The organism is Prescottella equi, assembly GCF_020171745.1.
GTDB lineage: Bacteria > Actinomycetota > Actinomycetes > Mycobacteriales > Mycobacteriaceae > Prescottella > Prescottella equi_A.
Window position 1 is genome coordinate 102,225 of record NZ_JAIVAH010000018.1, and the last position, 23,250, is coordinate 125,474.

Genomic DNA, 23,250 nt, shown 5'->3' on the forward strand with positions numbered 1-23,250 from the left:
GCGTGGGGTTCGACGATGACAACCGCATCGGCCCATCGCACACTCGCCGTGTTCGTTCCCGGCTGGATCCTCGACGACCGTTCCCTCGCCCCGCCGGCAGTGGGCGACCTCGTCGAAACGGTCCTCACATTCGACGACGCACACACTCCACCCGCGTCGTTTGCGCAGACCTTCCGCGCCACGGCGCGTCCCACCTACGGGCGCATGCCCGGAAGCGATCCGGAGAGCGGCCTGCGCTGGCTGCACGAACTGTCCGGCGACGGCTGGGCCGCCAACTGGTGGGCGAACCGGCCGACGACCGGCCGAGTCGAGGTCCACGGAACCCTCTTCGCCGACTTGACCATGGGGCCCGACAGTCCTCCGCCGGTGCGCGGACGCGTACGGCGGGTGCGCGTGGTGAGCCAGCGATTCGACAGCACGCCGAGCGGTACCCGTCGCATCGCCGGAACCGAACGCTTGACCGAGGTCGAGGCGACACCGCGTATCTTCTGGTCGAGTCAGAAGCCCGAAACGGAGGGCGACCCGTACGTCCGGACGGGTGTACTCGTCGACCTCGATCTCGACGACGTCCCGACGACCGACTCCCGGTTCGTCGCCGGCGCTGTATCGATTTCCGGAACCGACGTGTGGGTGATGGACCGAGCCGATCCCGTTCTGCTGCACATCGATACCGCCATGACACCACCCCGGGTCGTCGAATACCTACTACCCCTGACCGCCGAGAAGCCGCGTGAGATCTGGACCCGCGCCGTCCACGCCGACTCGGACGGCTGCTGGATCACGTCCGACCACGACGTGTTCCGCTGCGACCGGGAGGAGGACGGGTCGTTGACCGTCGAACGCGCATGTACCGAGGGCGGGCGGAGCGTCGTTGCCGAGGGACATCTCTACCTCCTCCGCCCGACCGAACCGGGGATGCACACCGACCGCCGGCACGGGACGGTGCGCGTCGACCCGCCGCCGCATCCCGTGCGGGCGCTCGACGATGCACGGCGGCTGATCGCGGTCGACGATCCGGCCACCGTCGCGCGGGTACGGGCCGCCGCCCGTCGGGCCGACATCGCCCGCGGCGCCGACGGCACAGAGTGGATCGCGCACCGCGGTCTCACCGCCCGATCGTTTAGGGGGACAATCGAACCGGTGGACCTCGACGACCGCATCCGCGGGCGCGTCCACTGGATCGCGCCCGACCCGTTCGCCGACCCGGCCAACAGGGCCCTCGTGGCCTTCATCGAGATACCGAAGCCCGCCTCCGACACCCCGCCCGAGTGACACCGAAGGGGCCCTTCGTGCGCTGCCGGCGTACGAAGGGCCCCTTCAGCCAAGGCCGGGGTCGATCAGGCGAAGTGCGCCTGGACCGCCTGCAGACCGGCGACGTAGACGCCGTCACCGAAGATCTGCTCGACGGTGGCGACCGCGTCGTCCTCGGACTCGTAGGTTGCGCTCCAACGGATCTCGGACTTGTCACCCTGCGGCGTCACCGCGAGGGTGGCGACGTAGTCGCGGATCGGGAGCATCGGGTCGAGCACCTCGTAGCTGTAGCTGCGAGCCTCGGGATCATGGGCGACGAGTTCTTCGCGCGCGACGACGCGGCCGTCCACCGAGAAGGTGCGGATCGAACCGACCTGCGTCGGATCGCCCTCGAGTTCCGCCGGCGGGACGCTGGGATGCCAGGCACCCAGGCCGTCGAAGGCGCCAATGTGCGACCAGACGCTGTCCGCGTCGGCCGCGACGACGATGCTGCGTACGAGTGAGCGAGCCATGTGAATCTCCGTTTCTGCTGTCGAACCTTTTTCGATGGGGTTGGGGGTCAAACGTTTCGGGGCGCCTGCTCGACGTCCAGGCGCAGCACCGCCAGCGCGGACGCCGCCAGCTGCGCGACATCGGCGGGGCCGGCGGGGTCGTCCGGATCGCAGGTCACCCAGTACTCGATCGCGACGGTGAGCGCACCGAGCAGCATGTGCGACAACAGTCGGGCGTCGATACCTGCCGGGTCCAGGCCGGCCCGTTCGGCGAGGAGGGGCCGCAGGTCGTCGGCCAGGTCGTGGGCCGCCACCATCCAGCGGGCCCGGATGCCGGGCACCGACGTCATCATGACGAAGAGGTCGCGGATGGAGACGAGGGAGGCGTAGCGGTCCTGCCGCAGGCACTCGACGAACGCCTCGTGCACCGCGGTCGCCACCGAATCCGTCAGCGGGCGGGCGGCGAGATTCTCCGCGAAATCCCGGATGCCGGAGGTGAGCACCGGCGTGAGGGTGTCTTCCTTGGCCTCGCAATGCCGGTAGAACGTGCGCACCGAGATCCCGGCGCCCTGCGCGATGTCCTCGACCGACGTCGCATCGAAGCCGTCGGCGATGAACAGTTTCGCGGCGGCCGCCGCGATGTCCATGCGCACGGCGTCACGTCGCCGCTCGGCCAATCCCCGCTGGTCGCGTTCCACGAAGCACCTCCGAATGTGTCTTGACACACACTAGCAGGGTGGCACAGACTGGCACCCTGGCACAGATTGGCACCCATTTCGCGACGCCGATCACCGCTCCCGACCTTCCCCCGAGACGAAAGGGCGCCACATGCCCCGCACATTCCTCGTCACCGGCAGCGCCTCCGGAATCGGCGCCGCTACCGCCTCCTACCTGCGCGAACAGGGCGCCCGCGTGATCGGCGCCGACCTGCGCGACGCGGATATCACCGCCGACCTCGCCACCGCAGAGGGCCGTGTGGCGCTGGTCGAACAGGCCCGCGACCTCACCGGCGGACGCCTCGACGGCGTCGTCGCGTGCGCCGGCGTGGCGCTGTTCGATCCGCTCACCATCAAGGTCAACTACTTCGGTGCGGTGGCGACGCTCGAGGGCCTGCGCCCGCTGCTGGCGGCGGGGACCGATCCCCGCGCGGTGGTGATCTCGTCGGTTGCGTCGCTGCACCCGTCCGATCCGGCGATCGTCGACGCCGCCCTGGCCGGCGACGAGGCGGCCGCGGTCGACGCGGCGCAGTCCGCCGTCGACAGTGGCGCCGGCGCCCTGGTCTACGGGTCGTCGAAGGCAGCGATCGCGCGGTGGGTGCGCCGCACCGCGATCACCCCGGAGTGGGCGAAGGCGGGTATCCCGCTCAACGCGATCGCCCCGGGCACGATCGTCACCCCGATGATCCAGGCGATGCTCGACACTCCTGAGGGCCTCGCCGCCATCGACGGCGCCGTTCCGATGCCGCTGCACGGCCACGCCCGCCCGGAGCAGGTTGCGCCGCTGCTGGCCTGGCTCACCTCTCCCGAGAACTCGCATGTGACCGGTCAGGTCGTGTTCGTCGACGGTGGCGCCGACGCCGTCATGCGCGGCGACCAGACCTGGTAGTCCCACAACACCATTCGACCGGGGGCACGGAAAGGAGCGATCGTGACGACATTCGATCAGCCGACTGACATCTCGCCGGCGGAGCGCGCCGTGCCGCCGTCGATGGTCGACCGGATGACGGTCATCCTCGACGCGTTCGGTGGCTTCTCCTCGCGGGTACCGCTCGAGGAACTCGCCCGGCGCACCCGGTTGCCCCGGTCGACGGTGCACCGGATCCTCGACTCGCTGCTGCGTCTCGGCTGGGTCGAGCACTCCCCCGGCGGCTACCACCTGGGACCGCGCCTGCACCGGCTCGGCGGCGGCGAGGGCCATCACGGTGAGATCCGCGCCGCCGCTGCGCCGGCGCTCAACGACCTGCACCACCGGACGGGACTGGTCGTGCACCTCGGGGTCCTCGAGGGCACCGACCTGCTGTACCTCGACCGGGTCGGGGTGCGGCCGGACTCTCCGTCGAATGTCCGTGTCGGGGGCCGGGTTCCGGCGCATGCCACGGCCGCCGGCAAGGCGATCCTGGCGAGCCTGGTCCCCGAGCAGGTCGACGAGACCTACGCGGGTACACCGTTGCGGCGCTGCACGAATCGGACGATCGCGGATCTGCCGGCGTTGCACCGCAATCTGGGTTGCGTCCGGGCCCGGCGCGGCGTGGCCTTCGCCCGCGACGAATCGGCCACCGGGGTGATGTGCGTAGGCGCGCCGATCCGCGTCGACGGCGGGACCGTCGCCGCGGTGTCCCTTTGCGGAAAGTCCGCCGACGCCGCCCGACTCGAGCGGTGCGCGCCGCTGGTGCTCGACGCGTCGCGGGCGGTCGCCTCGGCCCTCACCGCCTCGGTGCGGTTGCTCTCGGCGTGATTTTCGCCGCAATGGCCGGGCATTTCGGCGTACTCGGCCATCCCGCTATGGCCGGCACCCAGTTCGGGTGCCGGCTGCAGCGTCACGCGGCATGTGGTCCCGCCCGGTTGTGGGCGGGGATGGGTTTCTTGTAGGGATCCACTGTTGATGGTGGTGTGAACCACGGGTGGCGGTCTGCGCCGATCTTCACCTGCCAGTGCGAGTGGTGCAGCAGCGTGTGGTGGTAGCGGCAGAGTAGGACGAGGTTGTCGAGGTCGGTGGGTCCGCCGTCGGTCCAGTGGATTACGTGGTGGCCTTCGCAGTGGGCGGGTGGTGCTCCGCAGCCTGGGAAGGCGCAGCCGTGATCGCGGGCGACCAACGCCCGGCGCTGCTTCTTTGACACCGCCCTACTGGTGCGGCCCAGATCGATCGGTACGCCGTCGCTCATGACGATCGGAGTGAGGTGGCAGTCGCAGGCGAGCCTGCGGGCGGTCGCGATCGAGAGTGGTCCCATGTGGGGCAGGCGTGCAATGTCTTTGTCGCCGAACAGGTCCGGATCGCCATCCGAGCCTGTCCACTCGTGGTCCGCGCCGGTACGCGCGAGGTCCTGCGCGTTCACGTGCAGGGATAGATGGGGTCGCTCGCCACCCTCGATGGGGGCCTCGCCCGAGTCGAGATAGCGGCGCAGAATCTCGGCGAACGCATCGGCCCGCTGATGTGCCGGGGTGCGGGCGCCGGCGGGGTCGTCCATCGGGTTGCGCGGCTTGGTCAACGTCGACAGGGCGGTCAACAGCATCTCTCCGGTGACTGCGTCGAGATCACCCTTGACTGCAACTCGCCCGTTCAAGGTCTTCGAGGCGTGGAACTCGTTGCGTTCGGTGTCCTCGCTCGGCGGGAGTTCGTCGGATTCGAAGATCCGCTCCAACCTGGAGATGCAGGTGCGCACAGTCATGGTGGTGGCTGTGGGTCCGGTAGCGCTGTCCAGCAACACCTTCCGACACGAATCGAGTGCCTCGTTCGGCATGCCGCGGGGTGGGGTCTCGCAGAACTTCCCGATCAGAGCGGCATGCTCGGCAGAGATGGCGCCGGCGTTGAAGGCGTCGGCGATCTCGGGTTGCCGGCCGAGCATGCGCCCCAAGGTCAGGATCCGTGTTGTGGTCGACACTTCCAGCAGCGTGTTGGCGGCCAGCCACTGCTTGACGCTGCGGAACCCGAGGGTGTCGAACGAGACTGCGCGCTCGTCAATTTCGGCAACGGCAGCCGCCCGCAGGGCGTCGAGTTGCTCCATTGCGTGGCAGATGTCGAGCGCGGTCTGCAGCAGCAAGATCTCGGGCAGCGCGCCCATGTCCTCAGGCCGCGGCGCCGTGACTGCGACGAGCGAGTTGTTGAGTCCCCCCGGATTCATAACCCGAGCTTAGTTCGAACATATATTCGAGTCAATAGGCAGACATCTCGCGCGAGACATCTCGCGCGGCGGACGGCGCCGCCCCGAAGCCCTCGACAAGCAACTACTACGAAATGTAGTAAAACGGCCCACCGGGACGTCGTCGGCGGATACGGTGGACGAATGGGGATACCAGGGGGGCCTGATCCGGCCACCGTCGACGTACCGTCAGACGAGTGGCACGACCGCGAACAATCCAGTGGGACAACAGATCCGAAGCCACCGAAACCGCCACGCAGGATATTCCGTGCGCTGCGGTGGATCTTCATCGGTCTGCTCACAGTAATCGTTGTCTCCGTTGCAGTTTCAGCAGCAGTCCATCGATGGCAGACGCCACGCGACAAGCAGTCCATAGAGCAACTGATCGGCCCCGAGCATCGGTATGTCGAGGTCGACGGGCATCGGATGAGCGTTGCGGTTCAGGGATCGGGACCGCGAACCGTCGTCCTCATGCCCGGCTTGGGCACGCCGGAACCAATTCTCGGTTTCGCGCCCCTGGCAATGCGCCTGGCCGAGCAGAACACCGTCGTCACTGTCGAGCCTTTCGGGCTGGGTTTGAGCGACGGCACCGACACCCCGCGCACCAGCGAGGCGATCGTCGACGAGACCCGGGCCGCGCTCCGGGAACTGGGACTCGAAGGACCCTACGTCCCGATGCCCCATTCGATTTCGGGTCTCTATGCGATGTGGTGGACCACCCACTACCCGGACGAGGTCGCCGCAGTGGTGGGCCTGGACGACGAGCGCTACACGTCCGACAGCGCCCAGGGCTCCCCGGACTGGCCGAGTTGGATGTCGGTCGTCAACGCGGTCGGGGGTACCCGAGACCTGATCGCTCTGGACAAGAGCACCGACTATCTGGGCCTGGTGGCCGACTACCGGGAGAGTCTCGGCGACGCGGCCGAGTACACGCCGGAACAGCAGGACCTGTACCTGCGTGCGTACTCATGGGTGTTGAACCCGACCCTGCTGGACGAGATGGCCCGCGAAGCGGAGAACGTGCAGGCCGCCGAGGGCGCCGTGTTCCCGCCGACACTGCCCGCTCTGTCGTTCCTCGCTGCCTCCACGCTCGAGGTGGAGCCGGAATGGGAACCCGCGCACCACGCCGCGATCAGCAACCCGGCTATCCAGCAGGTCACGATCATGGACGGCCACCACTACCTGTTCCATGCCCACGCGGCGGAGATTGCCGAGATGACACAGCATTTCCTCGACGAGCATGTGCAGACTCGATGACATCATCAGACGCTGGCAGCGGCAGGATAAGTCCGGCAACTGGATTCACTGGATGGACATGGGATTCGCCACCATCGACGGGGCGTGGCGTTGACGGCCACCGCGACGTGTCCACTGATTGTTCGGCAAAAGTCGGCGATGCCCCTCACGACATGGGGGCATCACCGGCATCTCCGGAGGTGTTCGCGAAGGGCTAGGTCAACTGCGAGTGAAGCGGATTTCCTCGGGAGGGCTTGATGGGCTCGCAGATCTCCGGATCGCGCGGAGGAGCGCAGATCGGCGAGGAAGCGCCGTACATCAACCTGTACAGCAGCATGGCGAGCGACTCACGCAACAACGCAGGCGGTTTCGCCGATCCCCGGATGGACGAACTGATCCGCGACGTGCAGACCGCACCTACCGACGACGACACGCGCGCCGCGATCGGCCGAGTGCAGCAGTACGCCGACGAGACGGTGCCCTACGTCGTCTGGGGTCCCGCGACGGTGCTGACCGCGTGGGACACCGATGTCCAGGGCGTCAAACGCAGCATCACCGACATCATGCTCTTCGACGACGCGTGGATCTCGCCGAGCTAGCGGGACGATTGCAGTCCCCCACCGGTCCGATCCCGGGTGCGGCGCGACACGGCGGCACCGCTAGCGTGAGGCCTTCGCGTACCTTTCTCCGGGGGGACAGATGTTCGTAATGAATCGAGGGTTGCGCCGGGCGCAGTGGCTGGCGGTCGCGGCGGTCGCGACCGTCGCCGTCGCGGGGTGTGCCACGGAGGTGACCGAGACACGGATAGCCAAGTCGGGTTCCAGCGCCGCCACCACGGCCACGGCACCGATCAGGAAGTCCGATACCGTCGCCACCGACCTCACCACGTGGGCCGCCGAGTTCTGCACCGCGTACACGTCGTTGCTCGAGACCCTCACAATCCTCGACCGGGACGACTCGTTCGACGCCAAGACCGTCGCCCGCGTCCAGCACTCGTTCGACGCGAGTCTGCCCGCCCTCGACACCCTCATCGACATGCCTGCGCCGCCCGTTGCCGACGCCGCGGAAATCAAACCCATCCTCGATGCCAGTCACCGTGTGTGGAAGACGATCATCGCCAAGATCGCCGTCGTACTGGACGCCAACCCGAAGGGACTCGACGCGGCGGGGGTGCAGGAGATGGAGGAGGTGGTCAAGCGGACCGAACCGGCGTTGAGCCCGGAAGAACGCGCCGAGTTCAAAGAATTCGGCCGACGAATCGGCGACCTCCACGTGCCCGAGTGCACCGCGGCGTTCGGTACTCCGTAGCGGACGGATCGGCCCCGCGAGGGGTCTACACGAGGTCCGCGACACACCGGAACCCGATGTGGCTCATGCCCGTATCGATCATGTGCGGCCGGCGGGCGGCGGGCCGGTAGCGGCGACAGTAGCTGTCCGCGCACAGGAAGGACCCACCCTTGATCACCTTGCGGGGCACCCGGAACTGCGGTTGCCGCGGGTCGTAGCTGCCTTCCATTCCCGGCCCGCGCGGGTTCCGCGGTACGCAGCACGACGACTGCCCACCGTGACCTTCGGCGTACCAGTCGTCGGTCCATTCCCAGACGTTGCCGGCCATGTCGTACAGCCCGTACGGATTCGGCGGGTACGACGCCACCGGCGCCGTGCTGCCGTATCCCGGATCCGCACGCCAGGGGAAGTCGCCGTGCCAGAAGTTCGCGAGACGCCGTCCGGCCGACTCGGCCCCGTCACCCCACGTGAATTCGGCGCCATCGAATCCGCCCCGTGCCGCCGCCTCCCACTGCGCCTCGGTGGGCAGTGCCCGTCCGGCCCACTCGGCGTAGGCCTGCGCGTCCTCGTACGCGATGTGCACGACGGGGTGATCGCTGCGGCCGGCGAGCGTGGACCGCGGCCCCTCCGGCCGACGCCACGACGCCCCCGGCGTCCACCGCCACCACTGGTCGATGTGGCGCAGGTCCACCGGACCGGGCGTCCCGACGAACACCATCGAACCCGGCTGCAGATTCTCCGCGGGTGCGCCCGGAAACTCGGCGGGGTCCAGCGGACGCTCGGCGACCGTGCGGTATCCGGTCGCCGCGACGAAGGACGCGTACTGGGCGTTGGTGACCTGCCGAACCTCGATGGAGAACGTCTCGACCTCCACCCGGTGCGCCGGGCGCTCCTCCGGGTAGTGGGCGTCGGATCCCATCGTGAAGATCTGGGCGGGAATCTCCCGGAGTTCGGTCAGGGTGGCGGTACCGGTCGTCACGAGATTCCCTTCGGCTCAGGAAGTGCCGGGCGCGAACACCTCACGCCAGTCATCCTTCATGCTGACCACGGTCCAGTCGTGGCGACGCGCGTGGTCGAGGACGTCCTCCGCACCGGCGACGTAGTCGAACTCGCGGTCGGCGTCGTCGTGCAGGATCACCAACCGGAGTGCCGACGAGTCGGACGCGCCGGAGAACGCGAGCATGGGGAGGTCGCCGTTGGAGTTGCCCACCGACAGGATCGGGCGCCGCCCGATCCGGCTCCAGATGCGCACCGGCTTCTCGGGCCCGTCGTCGAAGAAGTCCATGGCCGCCTTGTAGAGCAGGTCCGATCTCCCCTCGCCCTCACGGTAGGAGATCCCCAGTGCACTGCCGATGATTCGTTCCGGGGACACCCCGTACAGCTGCCCGGCGATCGGACGCATGAAGTCCCGGTCGCCACCCGAGGCGATATAGGTGGTGAACCCGTTGGCCTCCAGGTAGCGCAACAGCTCGACCATCGGGGCGTAGCCGCAACGCCGATACGGTCGGTCCAACGTCGGGTGGGCGGCGTCGCCGAAGAAGCCGCTGACGCGGGCGTCGTAGTCCTCGACGGAGATCTCGTCGAATGCCCGAGTGACCGCGGACATCAACAACTTCAGATCACTGTCGTCACCCCGATAGTGCTTCACCATGGCGTTGCCGAGCCACTGCAGATCGTTCTCGTGTGCCGCCTTCCACGGCTGCACCGACCGCAGGGACGGGTCCTGTTCGGCCATGTCGGCGAAGCGGCGGATCGTGAAGTCCAACTGGATCGGCATCGGTTTCTCGCACCACAACGTGCCGTCGTTGTCGAAGACCGCGACTCGTGAGTCGGGCTCGACGTAGCCGGGTCCATCATCGTCGGTGACCCGATCGACGAATTCGACTATCGCGGAGCGGGTTTTCCCGTCGGACCACAACTCGAGTGGCTCGGTCATGGACATCAATCGCGCGCCAGGAAGCTGTGCAGCTTCTTCACCGCATGGTCGATCGTGAAGGTGGCCGGCTCCTGCCGTGGCGGGAACTCCTTGAAGGTGTCGAGGAACGCGGTGCCGATCGCTGTCCCGTAGAAGGCGATGTAGTCGTGGTCGAGGAACCAGTCCCAGTAGGTGTTCGAGGTGGTGTCGGCGCGCTCGAACGGGTCGGTCCGCAGATTGAACAGCTTCGGCACCCGCAGTTCCGTGAACGGCTCCGCCCAGATGCCGAGCGTGCCCTGGGCCCGCTGCTCCATGAAGACGATCTTCCAGTTCTCGAACCGCACACCGAGCACATCACAGTCGTCGGAGAAGTAGACCATCCCCCGGCGCGGGCTCTTGTCCACCTCCCCGGTGAGATACGGCAGCAGGTTGTAGCCGTCGATGTGCACCTTGAACGTCTTGTCCTCGACGGCGTGCCCCTCCTTCAACTTGTCGACGACATCCGGATCACCGGCCGCGGCAAGGAAGGTCGGGAGCCAGTCGTGATGTTGGACGATGTCGTTCGACACCGACCCCGCAGCGATCCTGCCGGGCCACCTGATCACCTGCGGAACCCGGAACGCGCCCTCCCAGTTGGTGTCCTTCTCGCTGCGGAAGGGAGTGGTCGCACCGTCCGGCCACGTGTTGGCGTGCGGGCCGTTGTCAGTGCTGTAGATGACGATCGTGTCGTCGGCCAGGCCGAGCTCGTCGAGGACATCGAGCACCGAGCCGACGTTCTTGTCGTGGTCGATCATGGTGTCGTGGTACGGCGACTGCCAGATTCCGGACTGTCCCACACTTTCCGGCTTGGTGTGGGTACGCAGGTGCATGTGGGTGAAGTTGAGCCACACGAAGAACGGCGTCTCCGCCTCGTGTTGCCGCCGGATGAAATCGACACAGGCGTCTGCGATCTCGTCGTCGATCGTCTCCATCCGCTTCTTGGTCAGCGGGCCGGTGTCCTCGATCCGCTGCTTGCCGACGCGGCCGAAGCGTGGATCCTCGGTGGAATCGTCCTCGTCCGTGGCCCAGGAGCGTAGGACGCCGCGGGGTCGCTGCAGGTTGTACAGCCGCGGGTACTGCTCCTCGCTCGGATAGTCCGGGAGTTCGGGCTCCTCCTCTGCGTTGAGGTGGTACAGGTTGCCGAAGAACTCGTCGAATCCGTGCACGGTCGGCAGGTACTTGTTGAGGTCACCGAGATGGTTCTTTCCGAACTGTCCGGTCGCGTACCCGAGGGGCTTGATCAGTTCCGCGATCGTCGGATCCTCCGCCGAGAGACCGATATCGGCGCCCGGCATGCCGACCTTGCTCATCCCGGTTCGGTAGACGCTCTGCCCGGTGATGAACGACGCCCGGCCCGCCGTGCAACTCTGCTCGCCGTACGAGTCGGTGAATCGCATTCCCTCGTCGGCGATCCGGTCGATGTTCGGGGTCCGATAGCCCATCAGTCCGTCGCTGTAGCAGCTGAGGTTGGTGATCCCGATGTCGTCTCCCCAGATCACGAGAATGTTCGGCTTCGAATCCGGCATCGCGCATCTCCTCGTTCGCTCCGCATATCGTTCCGTCCGTGCCAGATCAGGTTGCGCCCGCTATCGAATGTCCACATCACCCGTTCTGGATGAGACTCGGACCACCACGAAGGCCCTCGTGTCACGTGGCCGGCACGACGGGTTCCGGCACCGCGCTCGGGTTGCCGTTCTCCGTTGCAGGAGGAGGATTTTCGACCTTCGGTGACTCGGGCCCATCCTCCACCTTCTCGCCGATCAGGACATTGACCCAACGGGTGGCCGGGTCGATGTCGAGCAGCATCGCCTTGACCAACAGGGTCATCGGAATGGCGAGCAGTGCACCCAGCGGGCCGAGCACCCAGGCCCAGAACACCAGCGCCAGGAAGGTCATCGTCACGCTGATTCCGACGGCGTCGCCGACGAACTTCGGCTGGATGATCGACTGGATGACGAAATTGATCACGCTGTAGACCACGATCACCCACAGCATGAGACCCGGTCCGCCGTCGAGCAGTGCGAGCAGCGCCGGGGGAATCACACCGATCACGAAACCGATGTTGGGAATGTAGTTCGTGATGAACGACAGCAGTGCCCACAGCACCGGGAGCGGCACCCCCATCAGCCACAGCGCGCCGCCGTCGAGAACGGCAACGATGAGGCCGAACACGGTGGAGACGACCAGGTACTTTCGGGTCCCGGCAGCGAAAGTTGTCAGGGCATAAGCGATCTCGGGCCTGCTACGGGCGACGACCTGCATCTTCTTCCCGATGCTCATCCCGTCGAACGCCATGAACAGCAGCAGAGCCAGGATGAAGAACAGATTCGAGAACACCCCGAGGAGACTCTGCAGCGCCGATTCGATCAGCCCGACGACCGTGCCCATGCCGACGCCGCTCAGCGCGTTGTGGATCTGCTCGGAGCTCACGCCCGCGCTCGCGAGCGCGGACCGGAGACCGTCCAGGAGATCGTCGGCGGCGTCCGCATATTGCGGCAACTGCGTGGCGAGTTGCGCGGCCGACAGCGCCAACGCCCCGACCAGGCCGATCAGGATCAGATACACCGCGATCAGAGCGATGAGCATTCCGACCCATGCGGGGAGCCTCCGACGCTGCACCCACGACTGGATCGGCTGAACAGCGATCGTGAGCATCAACGCAAGGAACACCGGACCGAGAATTCCGGCGAAGAGCTTGATCCCGGCGATCGAAATCACCGCGCCCGCGCCGGCGAGCAACACGATCAGTCCTCGGGGTATCGCCCACGGCGCCGGCGTCAGCGTAGGCACCGGCTCCGTGGGCACCGCCCGGCCGGATCGTGATCTTGGTGAGCCCGTCATCGTCCCTCCCGGACCGAGATCGACTACCGATCAGTCCGCGAACACCTCACGCAGGTGCGCTTCCTGTTCGTGGGACAGATTCGTGGAGATCAACTCCGCATGCTGGCCGTGGAACTCCTCGTGCACCCGGTCGAGGGTCGCGTCGGAGGTCAGCACGAACAGGGCCGAGGTGCCCGGGGTGATCCGTTCCTTGAGACTCTTGATGAAGTCGTCGTCGATCCCGACGTCGGTCAGGGCCCCGCCCACGGCTCCCACCGCGGCACCGACGGCGACACCGATCAGCGGGATGAAGAACAGAATCCCGAACAGCAACCCCCAGAACGCACCACCGAGGGCGCCGGCGCCGGCAAGGTTGGTGAGCTGATGGGTCTTCGGCCTCTTCCGCCCGTCCGGCCAGCTCACCACGGCAGCGTCCCGGACGGTGATCAGTGCCTGCTTCTGCAAGTCCTCCAGCGTCGCGATCGCGGTGTCCGCGCCGGTCGGGGATGCGAACTTCCAGACGGTCAGTGTTCCTGCCATGGTCATCTCCTCGATTCGGTGCTCCACATCTCCTTCACAAGCACCGTAGGAGGCGGATCGGCAGGAGAACTCACACCTTCCGGATGAACTGTCGACGAGCCGAGAGATGTACTCACCGTCTGCGACACCGCGGATCACATACCGCGGGGCTCCGTGATGCCCAGCGACAGGGCACCCATGATCCTCGGCGCGCCCTCCTCGTAGAAGGTATCGAGATCACTGATCTCGAACCCGGCAGCACGAACGAGGGCGGGGATGTCACGTGTGAGATGACACCCGCCCGCGACGGTCTTCTGAATCGGCTCGAATCTGCGCTGCCAGCGCTGCACCTTCGGATGGGGCGCGAGCCCGTGTTCGACGAAGTGCAGGGTCCCGCCCGGCTTCAGGACTCGCCGCACCTCGCGCAGCGCGGCGTGGGCATCGGGAATGGTGCACATCGTCCAGGTGGACAGGGCGGTGTCGAAGGTGTTGTCGGGGAACGGCAGTGCTTGACCGTCGAGCCCGGATCGTTCGACCGGAACGCGGGATCGGGCCAGGCGCTTACCGGCGAGTTTCCATGCCTCGTCGGCAGGTTCGACCGCGCTGACGGTCTCCACCGCGTCCGGATAGAAGGGGACGTTGAGCCCCGACCCGAACCCGATCTCGAGCACGCGTCCGTGGAGGCCCGCGCACACCCTCCTCCGGGACGCCTCGGTCAACGACATCCCGCACGACATCTCCACCAGGTGCGGGACGATCCGCTCCGTGTAGAACCCCATGGCTACCCCCCTGATCCGTTCCTTCACTCCCCCGACATTCCGCCGGCGTCACCACCGTAGGCGAGGGCGAGGAAGGTACGCACCCCGTCCACGAGGGCGCGCTCGTCCAGATCGAAATCAGGCATGTGTAGGTCGCGGCGCGGGCCGACCCCGTCCCAGACACCGAGGCGCGCCATCGCGCCCGGGACGTGCTCGAGATACCACGCGAAGTCCTCGCCGCCACTCGACTGCTTGGCCTCGGCCAGATTCTCGAGACCGACGACGGACTGGATCGCCGAGATCATCTCGGCCGTCGCCTCCGGGTCGTTGACCACCGGCGGCACGCCCTGCACGTAGTCCAGTTCGTGGTCGACGCCGAAGGGCGCCAGCAACTCTGCGACGCTGCGCCGTACCAGCGGCTCCACCGTGGCCCATGTCCGGTGCGACGCGCTGCGAAGCGTGCCCACCAACTCCCCCGATTCCGGTATGGCGTTGTGGACCCGGCCGGCCCGGATCCGCCCCCACGTCAGGACGGTGGCGGTACGCGCGTCGACCCGGCGATCGAGCACCGCCGCCAGCCCGGTCACCAGTACGGCGGCCGCGTAGATCAGATCGCCCGTCAGGTGCGGACGCGCCGAATGCCCACCCGGAGAGAACAACCGCACCGTGAGCATGGCACCGGACGACGTGATCGGGCCCGCCCGCGTCGCGAGTTTGCCGGCCTCGAGTTGTGGCGCGCAGTGCAGCGCGAAGATTCGCGAGACGCCCTCGAGCGCGCCGGCGGCGACGACCCCGAGAGAACCTCCGGGCGTCGTCTCCTCGCCGGGCTGGAAGATCAACCGCACGCGTTGCCGGGGCGGCTCGGCCGCGAGCACGGTCGCGGCCTCGAGCAGCATCGCGGTGTGCGCGTCGTGCCCGCACGCATGACACACCCCCTCGACCGTGGATGCGTACGGCGCCCCGGTGATCTCCGTGAGTGGGAGCGCGTCGAGGTCGGCGCGCAGCGCCACGCACGTCGGGGCGGGCGGGCCGACGTCGCACCACAGTCCGGTCCCGCTCGGCAGGACCACCGGATCGAGCCCGAGCGAGCGCAGGTGATCGTTGACGAGCGCGGTCGTCCGGAACTCCTCGAAGGACAGTTCGGGGTGCGCATGCAGATCCCGTCGCCACGCGACGAGTCGGTCGTGGTCGACTGGCATCGCCAGGGCACCTCCGTCAGATCGCCGAGACCGGGGTGGCAGCGCTCGCCAGCCGGCTCGTCAGCCAGTTCACCATGGTCCTCGCAAGCGTGTCCCGGTTCTCGCGCTTGACGATGTCGTGGCCCTCGTCGCCGAACAACAGGAGTTCGGCGACCCCGCCTCGGGCCCGCACGGACGCCACCACCTGCTCGGACTCGCTCACCGGCACGTTCGTGTCGTGCGCGCCGTGGACCACGAGGACCGGCGCCTTCAGGGCGTCGACGCGGTGGATCGGCGACAGCTCGGCCAGTAGTTCCCGGTCGTGCTCGGGGTGCCCGTATTTGGGGTACGCGGCGGCCGCGATCCACGGTTCGGTGTTGGCGTAGAAGGTTTCGAGGCTGCTCATTCCGCAGACGGCGATGCCCGTCGCGAACAGATCCGGGTGGAACGTGAGTGCGGCGAGCGTCAGGTAGCCGCCGTACGAATGTCCGGCGCACGCGATGCGCGCGGGGTCGCCGACTCCGTTGTCGACGACATACCGCACACAGTCCGCGACGTCATCGATTCCGGCGAAGCGGCCGTACCGCTCGTCTGCGTGCACGAAGGTACGGCCGAATCCACCCGAACCGCGCACATTCGGCGCGAAGACCGTGATGCCCGCATCGACGAGGGCGGGAAAGTAGTCGCTGTAACCCGGGCGTTCCTGCAACTCCGGTCCGCCGTGGAACCACAGCATCACCGGCCCGGGCCCCTCCCCCGCCGCCGGGTACAGCCAACCGGTGAGGGGTAGCCCGTCGCGCGCGGTGAACTCGGCGAGTATCGGGGCGTCGGCCCGGGCGATCCGCGTCCGGGCCGGTTCCACCGGTCCCCACTCGCCGGTCCGCGGGTCGACGATCTCCACCGACGGCGGCATCCCCGGGCCCTCGACCGTGACCGCCAGCAACGAGCCGTCCGCGCTGATGCTCAGCTCCGACGCCACCAGGCCCGGCAGTTGGATCGGCGAATCGAGCGTGCCGTCCGCGAGATGCAGGATCTGCAACTCGCTCAGTCCCTTGTAGTTCCACAGCAGCGCCACGGTGGTGTGGTCGTCGCTGACGACGAACTCGTCGAGTCCGCAGTAGTCCCGTTCGGCCAGGACCCGGTAGGAGACGCCCTCCTCGGAGACGGCCACTCCCAGCAGACGGGCGAACTCCGCACCGTTGTCGCTGCGCACCAGCGCGCGGATGTACTGCGCCGGCTCGCCCTCGCTCGACGCCCAGGGCGATCGGTACCGGCCGAGCACACCGCGCAGCCGATGGTCGTCGAGCAGGACGCCCATGTCGGTGGTCGACCCGAAGTCCGACGGCAGCAAGGGGATCCGACTTCCGTCGTCCCGCTGCAGCAGCAGTTCACGGTGCCCGCGCGGACCCACCCGCAGCAGCGCCGATCCGGCCCACGAATCGACGAGAAACGAACCGACGCGACGATCGAGCGTGACGGAGTCCTGGGTCTGCGGATCGACCAGCCGGGCCTCGGCCACGCCCTCCTCGTCGGTTGCCGTGAGGGCCAGCCGATTCCCGTCCCAGCCGATCAGCTCGGTCGAGCACGCATGTTGCGCGCCGACGATGCGGGCCGACCGATCCTGTGGGTCGGTTCGCACGACCCACACCTGGGTGCGGTTGCCGCCGTGGGGTGCGACCTGACACGCGAGCCATCCGCTGTCCGCGGAATGCACGATCCGCGTGACCGGACCCGGCACGGGCAGTTCCACCCGACGGTCCGTGCTGCCGTGCCGGCCGGACAGGAACCGCTGGACGGCCCAGGGATAGCCGCCGTCGTCGACGAGGTGCGCGAATCCGGTCGCGTCCGGGGAAACCGACGCGCCCGATGTGAAGCGGATGTGCTGTCCGCCTCGAGGTTCCGTCGACTCCTCGGTGGTCACAACCGTTCCATCGCCTGCAGCCACATCTCCAGCAGCCCTACCTGCCACAGGGTGTTCACGCCGCGGGCGGTGCGGATGCCGTTGGGAGAAGCGAACAGCGCGTCGAGTGCCTCCGGCCGGTACAGGTGACGCTCGCGGGCGCTGCGGCTGCGCAACGCGTCCTGTACGAGGTCGAGGACGCCACCCTCGAGGTGCCGGATTCCGGGCACCGGGAAGTATCCCTTGGTCCGGTCGATCACCGCGTTCGGAAGCAGGCCGCGGCTGGCCTCCTTGAGCACACCCTTGCCGTCGCCGGCCAGCTTGAGATCCGGCGGGCAGCTCGCCGCCAACTCCACGAAGTCGTGGTCCAGGAACGGCACCCGGGCCTCGAGCCCCCACGCCATCGTCATCGTGTCGACACGCTTGACCGGGTCCTCGACCAGCATCACCGTGGTGTCGAGCCGCAACGCGGCGTCGACGGCGGTGTCGGCGCCCGGCGCGCTGTGGTGCCGGACCACGAATTCCGTGCTGACGTCACGATCGACGCAGTAGTCGGGGTGGAGCAACAGCGCGATGTCGTCGTGGGTGCGGTCGAAGTACACCTTGGCGTAGGCCTCGGCGGACTGTTCGCGGGCCACACCGACCAGGGGCGGATACCAGTGGTAGCCACCGAGGATCTCGTCCGCGCCCTGACCGGACTGCACCACCTTGACCGACTTGGAGACCTCTTCCGACAGGAGGAAGAACGCCACGCAGTCGTGGCTGAGCATCGGTTCGCTCATCGCTGCGATCGCCTTCGGGACCGCCGCCGGGAGCCGCGACGGATCGATGTGGATCTGCCGGTGATCGGTACCGAACGTCCGCGCGATCAGGTCGGAGTACACGTACTCGTTTCCGGATTCCCCTCCCGCCGAGTCGAATCCGATACTGAAGGTGGCGAGATCCCGCTGCCCCTGTTCGGCCAGCAGTGCCACGAGCAGACTCGAATCGATGCCGCCCGACAGCAACACCCCGACCGGTACGTCGGCGACCATCCGGCGCGACACCGCCGTGCGCAGCGAGTCCATCAGGGCCTGCTGCCAATTCCCCGGCGTCCACGCCGCCCGTTCCGGATCCGGTTCGAACCGAGGTTCCCAGTAGCGCCTTTCGGTGGCGGATCCGTCCGGCTGCACCACCCGGATCGTCGCCGGCGGCAGCTTGCGCACACCCGCGAACATGGTGTGCGGTGCCGGGACCGCGGCAGCGAAGCTCAGATAGTGGTGCAGCGCAACCCGATCGACCGTGGTGTCGATGCCGCCGCCGCGCAACAGCGCCTGCACCGTCGAGGCGAACCGCAGCCGCTCCGGCTGCTCCGCGAAGTACAGGGGTTTGATCCCCAGACGATCCCGGACGAACGTCACCACGCCCGAGTCGATGTCGTGCACCGCGAACGCGAACATGCCCTTGAAGCGGTGCACGCAATCCGCGCCCCAGCGGTGGAAGCTCTTGAGCACCACCTCGCTGTCCGCCGTCGAGAAGAAGCGGTAGCCGGCCTGCTGCAGTTCCTCGCGCAGTTCCTTGTAGTTGTAGATGCAGCCGTTGAACACCAGCGACAGCCGGAGCTCGCTGTCGACCATCGGCTGACCACCGCGCGCGGACAGGTCGATGATGCACAATCGGCGATGGCCGAACGCCACCGACTGCTGGGCGTACGCGCCGGCCGCATCCGGCCCGCGCGTCACCATCGCGTCGGTCATCCGGGCCACCGCACCTACGTCGGGCGACGTCCCGTCGAAACGAAGCTCACCGCATATGCCACACATGCTCGGCAACTCCTCCCGGGATGTCGTCCCCGGTCAAGGTCCAAGGATCCTCGGTGCCGGCGGTCTCGGCCACCAACAGATCCACGACATCGGTCAGCCGGCCGCGACGGTGCAGGGTCCGCCGCTGCCGCGCCGACGAGCTTCCGAGCCACAGGGTCCTGGCCGCCAGCGCGGAGACCACGTCCCAGTCCCCGGCGTCCTCGAGGTGGGGTCGCAGCGACCCGATCAGCCCCTCGACGACCTGCGGGGCCGGAAGCGGCGTCACCGCTTCCACATCGACCAGGTCACCCTCGAGGCCGGAACGCGCCGCCCGCCACATGGCGGCGCGTACCAGCGTGGGCGAGACCTCCAGTGGCGGCCTCCCCTTGCGCAGTGCCTCCGCCTCGCGGTCGACGAGGGCGCGGAACAGTCCGGCGACGAGTGCGATCGTGTCCAGCGACGGGCAGCTGTCACACACCCGCAGCTCGAGCGTCGAGTACCGATCGGACGGTCGCAGATCGAAATAGACCATTCCGGGGCCGCTGATCACCCCGCTCGCGACGAGGTCGGCGATCAGTCGGTCGTACTCCGCGGCGGAGTGCACCGGCGCCGCAGGACCCGTGGTGGGCCATCGGCTCCACACCAGGGATCGCATGCTGGCGTACCCGGTGTCGGTGCCGTCGGCCCAGAACGGCGAGCTCGCGCTCAGGGCCAGGAAGATCGGCAGATACGGGGCGACACGGTTGGCGATCCGCACGGCCTCGTCGCGGTCCGCCACGTCGACGTGCACCTGGGTGCCGCAGATCAGCTGCTCGCGGGCGAGGAGCTGATAGTCGGCCAGCATGCGCCGGTACCGGGGCGTCTCGGTGACGGCCATCTCGGCGGGCACCGAGAGCGGCACCGCCCCCGCGGCCACCACCCCGACACCGAGTTCGGCGGCGGTGTCGACGAGTACCCGTCGCCGATGGGTCAGGTCGGCGCGCAGGTCGGCCAGGCGCGGGAAGACACCGCTGTTGACCTCGACGACACAGCGCTGCAGTTCCTCGACGTAGACGTCACCGGGTAGTCGCCGGAGCAGATCCGGCGCGCGTGTGACGAGTCGCCGGGTCTCGGCATCGATGAGGTGGAATTCCTCTTCGACACCGAGCTTGCGCCCGCTCATACAGGGTCCTCCCTGTCCGTCGACGAGTGATCCGGGTAGTGCGCGACGTTCCGCACGCGACCGACTCGTCGATCGCTTACCCCGGCCGCCAGGATTTCAACCAGGCGCCCGAATCAGTGTTCGCACCCTCGCGACCGCCGACACGCATGTTTCGGCGTTCGTTGGCATGTTGATACCCAGCCGCGACCTTGCGGCACCGCGACGCACGGAGCTATCGAGACCCGCCGCAGCAGTTCGGGTCGAGCACCAGGCGGAGCGCGTCCAGCGATTCACCGCGCGCCCGGTAGTAGACGTTCATGCCGCGGCGCTCGGACTCGACCATGCCGGCTTTCCGAAGTTGGCCGAGGTGGTGGCTGACGGTCGACTCCGCGAGGCCTACACCGGTGGCGAGGTCGCATGTGCAGACTTCACCGGCGTCCGTGGTGAGCAGGATCGACACGAGCTTGATCCGGACCGGATCCGCGAGCGCTTTCAGCCGGAGCGCGACCTGGAGCGCGGCGTCGTCGCTCATCGGCGCAGCCGATACCGGCGCGCAGCAGATCGGTGCGCTGACGTCGACGATGGGCAGGGACTTCGGCATGCCGCCGATCCTAACCAGCTCCTTGACTTATGTCGAAAAGGTGGCACCCTGAACTCCGCAAGGAATTCGATATATGTCGCATAGCCCGGAGGCTCTCATGTCACGCGCCCAGCTCGCACTCAACGTCGACGACCTGCAGGAGGCGGTCGACTTCTACTCCAAACTGTTCGGCACGCAGCCCGCCAAGCTGAAGCCCGGCTACGCCAACTTCGCGATCGCCGAACCGCCGCTGAAACTCGTACTGCTCGAGAACCCCGGCAAGGGCGGCACGATCAACCACCTCGGCGTCGAGGTCGAATCGAGCGCGAAGGTACACGCGGAGATCGCCCGCCTCACCGACGAGGGCCTGTTCACCGACGAGGAAATCGGCACCACGTGCTGCTTCGCGACCCAGGACAAGGTGTGGGTCACCGGCCCGGCCGGCGAGAAGTGGGAGGTCTACACCGTGCTCGCCGACTCCGAGACGTTCGGCTCCAGCCCGCAGCACCTCGAGGACGAGACGTCCGGTGGCGGAGTGTGCTGCGGAACAGCCGCTCCGGGCGAATCCGAACCGACCGGATCGTCCTGCTGCTGAGCAGAACTCCCCTCCTGCCGGCTACGGCAGGAGCTCGGCGATCAACGCCTCCACCCGCGTACGGATCTCGTCGCGAATGGGTCGCACGGCGTCGAGCCCCTGTCCGGCCGGATCGTCGAGAACCCAGTCGCGGTAGGACTTTCCGGGGAAGACCGGGCAGGTGTCGCCGCAGCCCATCGTGATCACGACGTCGGAGGCCTGCACCGCGTCGACGGTGAGGATCTTCGGGGACTGCGTCGAGATATCGATTCCGAGTTCCGACATCGCCACGACCGCGGCGGGGTTGACGGCGTCGGCCGGAGCACTGCCGGCGGAACGAACCTCGATTCGGCCACCGGCCAGCGCCGCGAGGAAACCGGCCGCCATCTGGGATCGGCCGGCGTTGTGGATGCAGACGAAGAGCACGCTGGGGATCGACACGACTCAGGACTCCTTCGACGCCGACATGGCGGTCGGCATTCTTCGATCGAAACGCTTACGCAGCGCGAGGGACACGTAGACCAGGCCGACCAGCACCGGCACCTCGATCAACGGCCCGACCACTCCTGCGAGCGCCTGTCCGGAGGTGACGCCGTAGGTGGCGATCGCGACGGCGATCGCGAGCTCGAAGTTGTTGCCCGCCGCGGTGAACGCGAGTGTGGTGGTGCGCTCGTATCCCAGCCCCATCGCCGCGCCGAGCAGATAGCCGCCGCCCCACATGATCGCGAAGTACGCCAGCAGCGGGATCGCGATCCGTACGACATCGAGTGGCTGCGAGGTGATCTGGTCGCCCTGTAGCGCGAACAGGATCACGATCGTGAACAGCAGGCCGTAGAGCGCCCACGGGCCGATCCTCGGCAGGAACGTCGACTCGTACCACTCACGCCCCCTGGCCTTCTCACCGAAGTGGCGAGTGAGGAACCCGGCGAGCAGCGGGATGCCGAGGAAGATCAGTACCGACTTCGCGATCTGCCACGGCGAGGTGTCGATCGTCGTCTGCTCGAGACCCAGCCAGCCGGGCAGCACCGAGAGGTAGAACCAGCCGAGGACTGCGAACATGATCACCTGGAAGACGGAGTTGATCGCCACCAGGACCGCGGCCGCCTCCCGGTCGCCGCAGGCGAGGTCGTTCCAGATGATCACCATCGCGATGCAGCGTGCGAGGCCGACGATGATCAGACCGGTCCGGTACTCGGGCAGATCCGACAGGAAGATCCAGGCGAGCGCGAACATCAGCGCCGGCCCGAGGACCCAGTTCAGCAGCAGCGAACCGGCCAGCAGTCTGCGGTCGCCGGTGACGGTGTCGAGACGGTCGTAGCGCACCTTCGCCAGCACCGGGTACATCATGATCAGCAGACCGAGCGCGATCGGCAGCGAGATGCCGTCGAGTTCGACGGCACCGAGTGCGTCGCCGAGTCCCGGGATCGTCCGGCCGAGGAGCAGTCCGGCGATCATTGCGACACCGATCCACACCGGCAGGAAGCGATCCAGTGTCGAGAGCTTGCCGACGACAGCCGGGGACACGTTCGCGGCGCTCACAGCGCGGCCTCGACGGTCGGCGCGCAGGCCGAGCCCGCGACGACGCCTACAGTCGGCGACAGTACCGACGAAAGCTGTTCCAGCGCAGACGGAATCACCCGATAGTACACCCAGGTTCCGCGTCGCTCGGAGTCGAGCAGGCCCGCCTCCCGCAGCACCTTCAGGTGGTGGGAGATCGTCGGCTGGGACAGGTCGAAGGCGGGCGAGATGTCACAGACACAGCTCTCCCCGCCCTCGTGTGCGGCGATCAGGCTCAGCATCCGCAGCCGCACCGGATCGCCGAGCGCCTTGAACATCCGGGCCAGATCGGCCGCCCGGCCCTCCGCGAGGGGCTGCCCCCCGATCGGTGCACAGCACTCCGCGCCTTGATTCGACATACATCTAT

The 23,250-nt window shown here is 67.6% G+C and carries 23 protein-coding genes and 1 pseudogene; 7 read left to right on the top strand and 17 right to left on the bottom strand.

The annotated features are described in order from the left end of the window. Positions 1-15 precede the first annotated feature (15 nt). Positions 16-1,272 carry a DUF6578 domain-containing protein gene (locus LCL87_RS15325; RefSeq protein WP_225021054.1) on the top strand — a complete coding sequence of 419 codons (1,257 nt, stop codon included), beginning with the start codon at positions 16-18 and terminating at the stop codon, positions 1,270-1,272. Positions 1,273-1,337: 65 nt separating this feature from the next. On the opposite strand, the gene LCL87_RS15330 is transcribed toward LCL87_RS15325, so the two are convergent. Both LCL87_RS15330 and LCL87_RS15335 read right to left on the bottom strand, forming a co-directional pair. After that, on the bottom strand, positions 1,338-1,763 hold the full coding sequence (locus LCL87_RS15330) for an SRPBCC family protein (protein WP_225021056.1): 426 nt from the start codon (positions 1,761-1,763) through the stop codon (positions 1,338-1,340). A 47-nt stretch (positions 1,764-1,810) separates the two neighbouring features. Continuing rightward, positions 1,811-2,440, bottom strand: coding sequence for a TetR family transcriptional regulator (locus tag LCL87_RS15335; RefSeq protein ID WP_225021058.1), 630 nt, complete (start codon positions 2,438-2,440; stop codon positions 1,811-1,813). Positions 2,441-2,570: 130 nt separating this feature from the next. On the opposite strand from LCL87_RS15335, the gene LCL87_RS15340 reads away from it, so the two are divergent. After that, complete coding sequence (locus LCL87_RS15340; RefSeq protein ID WP_225021060.1) at positions 2,571-3,347, top strand: SDR family oxidoreductase; 777 nt, start codon at positions 2,571-2,573, stop codon at positions 3,345-3,347. A 42-nt stretch (positions 3,348-3,389) separates the two neighbouring features. Then, on the top strand, positions 3,390-4,196 hold the full coding sequence (locus tag LCL87_RS15345) for an IclR family transcriptional regulator (protein ID WP_225021062.1): 807 nt from the start codon (positions 3,390-3,392) through the stop codon (positions 4,194-4,196). Positions 4,197-4,278: 82 nt separating this feature from the next. On the opposite strand, the gene LCL87_RS15350 is transcribed toward LCL87_RS15345, so the two are convergent. Then, entirely contained in the window at positions 4,279-5,580 is a 1,302-nt protein-coding gene (locus LCL87_RS15350; protein WP_225021064.1) for an HNH endonuclease signature motif containing protein, read from the bottom strand. Between the two features lie 489 nt (positions 5,581-6,069). Between LCL87_RS15350 and LCL87_RS15355 the strand changes: the two genes are divergently transcribed. The 3 genes from LCL87_RS15355 to LCL87_RS15365 all read left to right on the top strand — a co-directional run bounded on the left by LCL87_RS15355 (position 6,070) and on the right by LCL87_RS15365 (position 8,142). Next, entirely contained in the window at positions 6,070-6,855 is a 786-nt protein-coding gene (locus LCL87_RS15355) for an alpha/beta fold hydrolase (protein ID WP_225021066.1), read from the top strand. A gap of 236 nt (positions 6,856-7,091) precedes the next feature. Next, complete coding sequence (locus LCL87_RS15360) at positions 7,092-7,433, top strand: periplasmic substrate-binding domain-containing protein (RefSeq protein WP_225021068.1); 342 nt, start codon at positions 7,092-7,094, stop codon at positions 7,431-7,433. A gap of 109 nt (positions 7,434-7,542) precedes the next feature. Next, entirely contained in the window at positions 7,543-8,142 is a 600-nt protein-coding gene (locus LCL87_RS15365) for a hypothetical protein (protein ID WP_225021070.1), read from the top strand. A 25-nt stretch (positions 8,143-8,167) separates the two neighbouring features. Here the strand turns inward: LCL87_RS15365 and LCL87_RS15370 are convergent, their stop codons facing one another. The 11 genes and pseudogenes from LCL87_RS15370 to LCL87_RS15420 all read right to left on the bottom strand — a co-directional run bounded on the left by LCL87_RS15370 (position 8,168) and on the right by LCL87_RS15420 (position 20,773). Further along, on the bottom strand, positions 8,168-9,100 hold the full coding sequence (locus LCL87_RS15370; protein WP_510850779.1) for a formylglycine-generating enzyme family protein: 933 nt from the start codon (positions 9,098-9,100) through the stop codon (positions 8,168-8,170). 15 nt (positions 9,101-9,115) lie between these two features. Further along, positions 9,116-10,057 (bottom strand): HAD family hydrolase, encoded by a 942-nt coding sequence (locus LCL87_RS15375; protein WP_225021072.1) that lies wholly within the window; start codon positions 10,055-10,057, stop codon positions 9,116-9,118. A 5-nt stretch (positions 10,058-10,062) separates the two neighbouring features. Then, a complete protein-coding gene (locus LCL87_RS15380; RefSeq protein WP_225021074.1) occupies positions 10,063-11,601 on the bottom strand; it encodes an arylsulfatase in 1,539 nt (512 codons plus the stop codon). Positions 11,602-11,722: 121 nt separating this feature from the next. After that, positions 11,723-12,916, bottom strand: a complete 1,194-nt coding sequence (locus tag LCL87_RS15385; RefSeq protein WP_225021076.1) for an AI-2E family transporter — start codon at positions 12,914-12,916, stop codon at positions 11,723-11,725. 30 nt (positions 12,917-12,946) lie between these two features. Beyond that, positions 12,947-13,435 (bottom strand): DUF1269 domain-containing protein, encoded by a 489-nt coding sequence (locus LCL87_RS15390; RefSeq protein ID WP_225021077.1) that lies wholly within the window; start codon positions 13,433-13,435, stop codon positions 12,947-12,949. Between the two features lie 134 nt (positions 13,436-13,569). Next, positions 13,570-14,193 carry a class I SAM-dependent methyltransferase gene (locus LCL87_RS15395; RefSeq protein WP_225021080.1) on the bottom strand — a complete coding sequence of 208 codons (624 nt, stop codon included), beginning with the start codon at positions 14,191-14,193 and terminating at the stop codon, positions 13,570-13,572. 23 nt (positions 14,194-14,216) lie between these two features. Continuing rightward, positions 14,217-15,371: an amidohydrolase gene (locus tag LCL87_RS15400; RefSeq protein WP_225021082.1), complete on the bottom strand. Its 1,155-nt coding sequence runs from the start codon at positions 15,369-15,371 to the stop codon at positions 14,217-14,219. Between the two features lie 16 nt (positions 15,372-15,387). Next, positions 15,388-17,271, bottom strand: a complete 1,884-nt coding sequence (locus tag LCL87_RS15405) for an alpha/beta fold hydrolase (RefSeq protein ID WP_225021084.1) — start codon at positions 17,269-17,271, stop codon at positions 15,388-15,390. Continuing rightward, positions 17,268-19,052, bottom strand: coding sequence for an N-acetylglutaminylglutamine amidotransferase (locus tag LCL87_RS15410; protein ID WP_225021085.1), 1,785 nt, complete (start codon positions 19,050-19,052; stop codon positions 17,268-17,270). Before LCL87_RS15410 ends, LCL87_RS15405 begins: the two co-directional genes overlap by 4 nt. Before the next feature lie 55 nt (positions 19,053-19,107). Further along, a pseudogene (locus LCL87_RS15415) lies at positions 19,108-20,193 on the bottom strand (carboxylate-amine ligase); the annotation flags it as partial. Positions 20,194-20,404: 211 nt separating this feature from the next. Then, the gene (locus tag LCL87_RS15420) at positions 20,405-20,773 is read right to left on the bottom strand and encodes an Rv2640c family ArsR-like transcriptional regulator (protein ID WP_225021087.1); all 369 of its coding nucleotides are present in this window, start codon (positions 20,771-20,773) and stop codon (positions 20,405-20,407) included. A gap of 97 nt (positions 20,774-20,870) precedes the next feature. On the opposite strand from LCL87_RS15420, the gene LCL87_RS15425 reads away from it, so the two are divergent. Beyond that, positions 20,871-21,347 (top strand): ArsI/CadI family heavy metal resistance metalloenzyme, encoded by a 477-nt coding sequence (locus LCL87_RS15425; RefSeq protein ID WP_225021090.1) that lies wholly within the window; start codon positions 20,871-20,873, stop codon positions 21,345-21,347. Between the two features lie 21 nt (positions 21,348-21,368). Here LCL87_RS15425 and LCL87_RS15430 read toward each other — a convergent pair whose 3' ends face one another. From LCL87_RS15430 to LCL87_RS15440, 3 genes are read right to left on the bottom strand one after another with little or no spacing between them, the layout of a single operon-like run. Next, on the bottom strand, positions 21,369-21,767 hold the full coding sequence (locus LCL87_RS15430) for an arsenate reductase ArsC (RefSeq protein WP_225021092.1): 399 nt from the start codon (positions 21,765-21,767) through the stop codon (positions 21,369-21,371). 3 nt (positions 21,768-21,770) lie between these two features. Continuing rightward, a complete protein-coding gene (arsB, locus tag LCL87_RS15435) occupies positions 21,771-22,865 on the bottom strand; it encodes an ACR3 family arsenite efflux transporter (protein ID WP_225021094.1) in 1,095 nt (364 codons plus the stop codon). After that, the gene (locus LCL87_RS15440) at positions 22,862-23,242 is read right to left on the bottom strand and encodes an ArsR/SmtB family transcription factor (protein ID WP_225021097.1); all 381 of its coding nucleotides are present in this window, start codon (positions 23,240-23,242) and stop codon (positions 22,862-22,864) included. The genes arsB and LCL87_RS15440 overlap by 4 nt, the downstream gene beginning before the upstream one ends. Positions 23,243-23,250 lie beyond the last annotated feature (8 nt).